The sequence below is a fragment of the Paenibacillus sp. J22R56 genome (assembly GCF_056269375.1).
In genome coordinates, this window is the sequence record NZ_JBWDNV010000007.1 from 418,445 (window position 1) to 425,714 (window position 7,270).

Consider the following 7,270-nt stretch of genomic DNA (forward strand, 5'->3'; position numbering starts at 1 on the left):
TTAATATATGGAAAATAGTTTTTCGGAAGGGCTTCTAGGGATCCGACTCCATCAGGATGGCGAACCAAGCGAAGCCGGCTTGTGCGCGTGGCGCCAAGCTACACCGTGAGGAATAAAAGACCTTCGGAAAGTTCCGCCTGTTCATTGGGCGAAACAGACCGAAGGTCTTTTCCCCTTTAGCGGGTTAAATCAAAAAGGGGTGTATAAGGTGCGGTCCATTCAGGTTGAGCAATTGGAAAAGGTATTCCAAGTTAAAAAGAAGCAAGCCGGTCTGACGGGCAGCCTTAAGGCATTGTTTAAGCCGCAATTTACAGACAAGGCCGCAGTGGAAGGCATTACATTTTCCGTTGAGCAAGGAGAGACGGTTGCTTTCCTTGGACCAAATGGCGCTGGCAAGTCAACTACGATTAAGATGCTGACCGGCATCCTCCACCCGTCCTCTGGCACAGCTGAAGTTCTGGGCTGTTGTCCATGGACAGATCGGTCAAAGCTTGCTTACCGCATCGGTTCTGTGTTCGGGCAGAAGTCGCAGCTGTGGTACCATCTCCCGCCGCTCGATACGTTCGAACTAATGAGCAGAATCTATGAGCTGCGACGGAATGATTATATAGAGCGCCGTGACAGCCTCATCGAGCGTTTCGAGCTTGGTCCGTACTTGCATACACCCGTGCGTAAGCTGTCGCTTGGCGAACGAATGCGATGTGAAATCGCCGCTTCCCTGCTCCATCGACCACAAGCCTTATTCCTTGATGAGCCAACAATTGGTCTTGATGCAGTTGTTAAGCAGCGTATTCGGGAGCTGATCGTCGAGATGAACCGTGAGGAAGGTACTACCATCTTCTTGACTTCCCATGATGCCGGCGACGTGGAGAAGCTGTGTGACCGCGCCATTGTCATTAATCATGGGGGAATCGTGTTTGATGGGCAGGTTGAATTCATGAAGCAGCAATTTCTAACTCATAAAACTGTACAGCTTGTGCTGGAAAATGACCCTGGACAGCTTTCTCTTGATGGCGTAGCAGTCTTGACGCGCAGCGGCTCACGTCTCACGCTTAGCGTTGACACTGGGCATACAACCATTGAATCAGTTATGTCAGCCTTGATGTCGAGCCATCGCATTGTCGATATGACAGTGCAGGACCCGCCGATGGAGGATATTATCTCCCGAATGTACGGGACTTTTCGTGCAAAGGAGGTAGTCATGTGATCAGCTTCTCGAAACCGGCCAAATATATTTTCATCGGCAAAATCACCCTGCGCAGCCAGCTCGCTTATGTCGTCGATTTTGTCATACGTTCCTTATTTCTGCTTCTCATCCTTTATATATTCATGCAGCTGTGGCAAACAACCTTCGCTGGCGAAGGTACAACCGCTATTAACGGATACACCTTTAAGCAAATGATGTGGTATCTCGTCTTCACTGAATCAATGGTGCTTGCTACACCAAGCCTCTGTACACGAATCGAAGAAGAAGTTAAAAGCGGTGACGTCGCCTTCAAGCTCATTAGACCGGTCAGCTTTCTCGCATTCCACTATGTCGAGTATATGAGCGAGGTTGCCATCCGATTTGTAATCAATCTGCTGCTTGGTTCTACGATTGCCTTCTTGATGGTCGGCTCTCTGCCTGTTGGTGCAGGTCTCGCATGGCTGCCTCTCATGGCATTTGGCGGGTTTACCGTTAATTTTATGCTCGGTATGCTTGTTGCATTAAGTGCCTTTTGGGTCGAGGAGACAAGAGGGCTTGAGTTCGTCTATAACAAAATTTTATTTACTGTCGGTGGTATGCTGATGCCGCTGGAGCTGTTCCCGGATAAACTGCAGCAGATCGGACACTGGCTGCCTTTTCAAACCATCGTCTATTTCCCGGCTCGAACAGCTGTTGGCATGCATCACGGCGAGATTGCTGGCATGCTTGCCGTACAGTGGCTGTGGGCAGTTCTTATCGGACTCGTTGTATGGCTTGTTTATCGGAAGGGGGTGCGGAAGCTGAATGTCAATGGCGGATAACAATAGATATACGGTGGGAATATCCGAGCATGCTCAGCCAGGCAGGCTTCGCCGCCTGATCCGATTTACAACGGCAAGCTGGAGGCTGAATCTGGCAGGAGCAATGGAGTTCCGACTCAGCTTCCTGCTGACTGTCGGAACCATGATTGTGAACAACATAGTCTGGATTATTTTCTGGGATATGTATTTCCAGCGCTTCTCCGTGCTTAACGGCTGGACGATGCAGGATGTGATGATGATGTGGGCCGCAGCGGCAGGTGGCTTTGGAATCATGTCGATTTTCTTCGGCAATGCTACACGCCTTGCCAGTCTGATCGTAACCGGGCAATTAGATGTTTATCTCGCCCAGCCAAAGCCGGTATTGCTGAACGTGCTGATTAGCCGCATGTCGGTGAGCGCGATAGGTGATCTACTGTTTGCCATATTCATCTTCATAGCGTTTGGGAACGTTACCCTGCTAGGGACTATCAAATTCACGGCAGCTCTGCTGCTCTCCGCACTGATCTTTATCTTTTTTTGTGTCATTACGGGCTGCCTCTCCTTCTGGCTTGGCAACACGGAAGGACTAAGTTTTCAATTGTATAATGCGCTGCTCACCTTTGCCACCTACCCTACAGGTATCTTCAAGGGCTTTGGTCGGCTTGTATTATTTACGGTCATTCCCGCTGGTTTTATAAGCAGTATGCCTGTTTCGCTGATCCGTGAGATCGACCTGAACTTCCTCTTCGGAGCTGTTGGAATGGCATCCGCTTTATGTGCCGGAGGGATCCTGATCTTCTATAAAGGGTTACGCAAATACACATCTGGCAATATGATTGGATTACGGAGATAAAAAAGACGGCCACCAGTCCGGGGTTTCCCGGGATGAAGGCCGTTTTTTATCTTTCTTTCTGTATCCGCATTTCTTTATGATAGTTCATATAAGCTGTAAGACTTTCTGACCCTCCCAATATCCAACCCGACAAAATGGCCGCAATCAGAACGATAACAAGCATGAGCCAACCATCGAATAGGTTTTTCAACCCGACTAGATTCATTACTGAAAAAATCAACATCAACAAATCTTTGGCAAACAGAAATGCCAGAACATACAATGCTCTCCTATGACCTTTGTAAGAATAATAGGCTGATAATAAATAGAAAATTAAATAAAAGTAATCATAACTAATATCTTCACTCAGAATGTCACTAGCAATAAAAATGACCTGTACGAGCAGAATGAAACTAATAATGGATACAACTATTTTCTTCCCTCGTTTAATAACTTCCCGATCATACAAAGTTGCTGCCTCCACATCAATATACGGCGCATATTCCTGGTCATAGAGTCGCTTAGTTTCTTCGAAAGCTGGAGCTCCAGGAAACTCGATCTCATCAATCTCCAAGTGTAGAAACTGCTTGCCGAGTATCTTCACACTTTTCTTTATCTCATCCCTATCCCAGGAAGCAGACAGCTTCGACCACATATTAATATAAACGGGTTTATGTCCCATATCATTTATAGGAGCATCATGAGTGACCTGATCGGATAAATCAGAAGAATCCCTCGGATAGATATAGCTGTAATAAATATCGCTGTCTCCATGAATGAAAGAGTTAATCTTTTCAATAAAAGTTTCATCATCCTTTGAATCAAGATCATGCGCGATAAGATTTTTTAAGCATGGCACCGTTGTCAGCTCAAAATAACCTAAAAGATGATTCATCTCTGGGTCCGAATAGATGGTTATTTCATCGTTCCGGCTCTTTTCCTCAAACCCATATTCCCCAAACCAAAAACTCCAATGTCGGACATTCACATACACTTTAATAAGAACTCAACCGCCTAACTATTCGCTTTATAGACACCATAACAATCTATCATATAATAGGGAAACCGTTAACCAACCTTCACTTTCCAAAATAAGGTTATGAATTGAACCGATGCAAAGAAAAAAGATCGAAACCTTTGAACGCATTCGTTCAAGGTTTCGATCTTTTTATAGAAACTCGCGAAAGCTTAACCCTCACCTTTTATTCTGCGTTCCAGAACAAATGGTCCAAACGGCAGGAAAGCAGCTATTATAGCTCCAGCTATGCGAATAATCTTCCATCTGAATAGAATAGCCATTACTGCAATCGCTATTAAGTAGAGTGAAAATAAGAATCCATGAATGCCGCCTGTAATGGCTACAGCCTCCGGACTATCGAACATATATTTCAGGGGCATTGCAATACCTAAGAGAACAAGGAATGAGACTGCTTCCAAATAACTGATCCATCGAAACCACGTTTTAACTGATTTTCTCATTTTGCAGACACGTCCTAACGTTTCATGATATGAATTCGCAACGATTTGTATAGCACCAGCCTTCTTTACGTGTACAAGTGTAAGTAGGTTTCATCTAAAGGTGTACACGAATGACAATATCCTGATCATGATTGCCAAATCCAGCACCATAGATCGTTAAGCCCCCAACGTTAACAGCCTCTTTATCCACCGTGAAACGAAGCGTCCAGAACGGCTCCTCCAGCTTGATATTCGCGGTAGTCACATCCGACATCCGCTCTCCATCTATAAATGTACCGAAGGCATCAATACGTATTGTCTTTAATAACCCATACTGGTTCACATTACGGTGCCACCACTCTGGCGTATATTTGCCGCGTGCAGCTCTACCGAAGTCTGCAGGACTTGTCCAAGTCCCAAGTGAGATACCGTTAAACGTAAACTGGATATCTGATGGCCAATAATCGTTCAAGCCCGGCGCTTCTGAAGCGATTTCCATCGAGATTTCGATAGCTTCAGCCTTTTGACCGGAAAGCAGATAGTTCGGTGTTTTGTATTCTACATAACCTCTTCCAAACCAAAGAATAGCCGCGTGAACCCGCTCAGTATCAAGAAAGTAGCGCGGATCGTCCCATACACCAATTTCCTTCTCAAGTGTCCCAAGCCCGCAGGTAGGATGAACATCAAAAGCCGTATAATGCCCGACAGAAATCGTCTGCTCTCTGATTCTTGCATTCCGGGTTGCGGATGGCAGCTCGATTTCGATGCCTTTTTGCTTGAGAAAACATAATTTATGAGTTCCTCCGTTTAGACGCACCCTACGAGAACCGATAAGTTCAGCTTGCTCGAGTTTACGCAAGTGCATGGTGACAATTGAAGGACTTAACTCTAATGCAGCCGCAATATCCTTCACATTCATCTCCTTATCAGCAATAAGGTCCATCATTCTCCATCTGACTTCACTGGCAAGCGCCTCGTATAACGGCAAGAATCTCGAATCTCCGTTTGCCTTAATCATAACCACATATCTCCTGACACCAGTTAAATTCATATAAATATTAATTTAATGGATTTTATCGGATCCTTCAACCCTATCCTATTGCAACAAATTGAACGATATTGTTTAATTCCTATATGAACTTGTCAGCAATGAATTCTTATAAACATGAATTTAGAAAATAAGAGGTGCAGCAATGAGATATAATAATCCCGTCATTAAAGGCTTCTATCCAGATCCAAGCATATGCAAAGTGGAAGACACCTATTATCTAGTTTGCAGTTCCTTTCAATATTTTCCAGGCGTTCCGATTTTCCAAAGTAAAGACCTTCTCAATTGGGAGCAAATCGGTCATTGCCTAACTCGCAAAAGCCAGGTTCAACTGGAAACCGTAAGCAGCTCCGGCGGTGTATTTGCTCCAACTATTCGCCACAACAACGGGCGGTTCTATATGACCACAACGAACGACACTACACGCCAAAATTTCTATGTATGGACCGACGATATTTATGGAGAATGGTCCGACCCGGTCTATGTCGATCAAGGTGGCATCGATCCGGATTTGTATTTTGAGAATGGGAAAACCTTCTTTATGAGCAATGGGACAGACGATCAAGGGATCGGCGGCATTGTCCAGTGTGAAATTGACATAGAATCGGGGAATAAGCTATCTCCTAGCCATTCCATCTGGCAGGGAACAGGCGGACGTTATTTGGAAAGCCCTCACTTGTATAAAATTAACGGACGTTACTACCTGCTCGCAGCAGAAGGTGGAACCGAATATGGTCATATGGAAACGTATGCGCGGGGCGACTCCCCTTCCGGCCCATTCGAAGCCTACCCGATGAATCCCGTTCTGACCAACCGAAATTTGGGTGGTTACGAGCTTCAAGGAGTTGGTCATGGCGACCTGATACAGGACAACGAAGGCAACTGGTGGCTCTTCCATCTCGGCTTCCGTCAAATCGGACAGTGGCTTACCTATCATCATCTAGGTCGTGAAGTCTTCCTTACGCCTATTACCTTTGGCGAGGATGGTTGGTTTACAGCCGGACAACAAGGCACCACGCTTATGAGCTTCGACACCGATCGAATTCCAAGCACAGTCATTCAGCAGGAGAAAAAGCTTTATTCTTTCGAGAATATAGATTGGAATCTAGACTGGTGCTCTCTTCGTCATCCTGCGAAAGAGAATTATTTGTTAGAACACGATAAGCTTCAACTGAAAGGAACTGAAGTGACGCTTGATGTACCTGCATCCCCGACCTTCATTGGCATACGCCAAAGAGACTTTAATGCTGTAATCTCTTGCGAAGTAACTATTAATAGTGGTGAAGCCGGTATCACTCTTTATATGGATGAAAATCATCATTATGATCTTGCTATTCGCCAAGCAGAGAACGGATATAAGGTGATCGAGCGCCTGAATATCGGAGATATCAAATCCATCGAACATGAAGTGGACCTGGGAAGCAACAATCATGCCTCTCTGGTTATACGTGCAACTCCTGAACGTTACAGCTTCTACCTTCATGTTGACGGCAAAGACATCCTACTTGGTACAGCTCAAACGAAATACTTATCATCGGAGATTGCCGGAGGCTTTACTGGCGTATTGATTGGTTTATATGCTTGCGGGGAAGGCTCTTTGGCGGAGTTTACGAAGTTTGAATGCGAATATAACTAGTAAAATAAGGGATTGTCCCAAAAGTCATTCCTTTGACGATGGGGCAGTCCCTTGTTACTCACCCCCTATATTCTACATTGGATTTTATCCAGTCGATTAGTGATAATGAAGCCTTATTCCTTGCTTTTACTGGACTTTATCCAATCTAATTCCCTTTTTATGCGGGCCTAAGGCGGTTCTTTCTATTTCTGTTGGATAGAACTCTTAGGCCCCCTAATTAAACTGGAGTACTCCCTTCCAATAAATTAAACTTAGGACAAGGGAGATGATCCAATATGGGAGGCAGAAGATTAGGTGAAGACATACAGCT

Annotated in this window: 7 protein-coding genes; 4 read left to right on the top strand and 3 right to left on the bottom strand. The window is 45.2% G+C overall.

Going from position 1 to position 7,270, the window contains the following annotated elements; translation table 11 throughout:
* Window positions 1-208: 208 nt before the first annotated feature.
* From AC0YNT_RS19080 to AC0YNT_RS19090, 3 genes are read left to right on the top strand one after another with little or no spacing between them, the layout of a single operon-like run.
* Window positions 209-1,207, top strand: a complete 999-nt coding sequence (locus AC0YNT_RS19080) for an ABC transporter ATP-binding protein (protein WP_475806052.1) — start codon at window positions 209-211, stop codon at window positions 1,205-1,207.
* Window positions 1,204-2,007: an ABC transporter permease gene (locus AC0YNT_RS19085; RefSeq protein WP_475806053.1), complete on the top strand. Its 804-nt coding sequence runs from the start codon at window positions 1,204-1,206 to the stop codon at window positions 2,005-2,007. The genes AC0YNT_RS19080 and AC0YNT_RS19085 overlap by 4 nt, the downstream gene beginning before the upstream one ends.
* Window positions 1,991-2,839, top strand: a complete 849-nt coding sequence (locus AC0YNT_RS19090) for an ABC transporter permease (protein ID WP_475806054.1) — start codon at window positions 1,991-1,993, stop codon at window positions 2,837-2,839. Before AC0YNT_RS19085 ends, AC0YNT_RS19090 begins: the two co-directional genes overlap by 17 nt.
* A 46-nt stretch (window positions 2,840-2,885) precedes the next feature.
* Here AC0YNT_RS19090 and AC0YNT_RS19095 read toward each other — a convergent pair whose 3' ends face one another.
* The 3 genes from AC0YNT_RS19095 to AC0YNT_RS19105 all read right to left on the bottom strand — a co-directional run bounded on the left by AC0YNT_RS19095 (window position 2,886) and on the right by AC0YNT_RS19105 (window position 5,294).
* Window positions 2,886-3,812, bottom strand: a complete 927-nt coding sequence (locus AC0YNT_RS19095; protein ID WP_475806055.1) for an Asp23/Gls24 family envelope stress response protein — start codon at window positions 3,810-3,812, stop codon at window positions 2,886-2,888.
* 194 nt (window positions 3,813-4,006) lie between these two features.
* Window positions 4,007-4,297, bottom strand: coding sequence for a DUF3817 domain-containing protein (locus AC0YNT_RS19100; protein ID WP_475806056.1), 291 nt, complete (start codon window positions 4,295-4,297; stop codon window positions 4,007-4,009).
* Between the two features lie 94 nt (window positions 4,298-4,391).
* On the bottom strand, window positions 4,392-5,294 hold the full coding sequence (locus AC0YNT_RS19105) for an ArsR/SmtB family transcription factor (RefSeq protein ID WP_475806057.1): 903 nt from the start codon (window positions 5,292-5,294) through the stop codon (window positions 4,392-4,394).
* Window positions 5,295-5,469: 175 nt separating this feature from the next.
* Here AC0YNT_RS19105 and AC0YNT_RS19110 point away from each other — a divergent pair, with 175 nt between their 5' ends.
* Window positions 5,470-6,960 carry a glycoside hydrolase family 43 protein gene (locus tag AC0YNT_RS19110; RefSeq protein WP_475806058.1) on the top strand — a complete coding sequence of 497 codons (1,491 nt, stop codon included), beginning with the start codon at window positions 5,470-5,472 and terminating at the stop codon, window positions 6,958-6,960.
* Window positions 6,961-7,270: the final 310 nt, after the last annotated feature.

Coding starts and splice junctions, on each gene's coding strand:
- AC0YNT_RS19090 (WP_475806054.1), top strand. CDS start 1,991: ATGTCAATGGCGGATAACAATAGATATACGGTGGGAATATCCGAGCAT.
- AC0YNT_RS19100 (WP_475806056.1), bottom strand. CDS start 4,297: ATGAGAAAATCAGTTAAAACGTGGTTTCGATGGATCAGTTATTTGGAA.
- AC0YNT_RS19105 (WP_475806057.1), bottom strand. CDS start 5,294: ATGATTAAGGCAAACGGAGATTCGAGATTCTTGCCGTTATACGAGGCG.
- AC0YNT_RS19110 (WP_475806058.1), top strand. CDS start 5,470: ATGAGATATAATAATCCCGTCATTAAAGGCTTCTATCCAGATCCAAGC.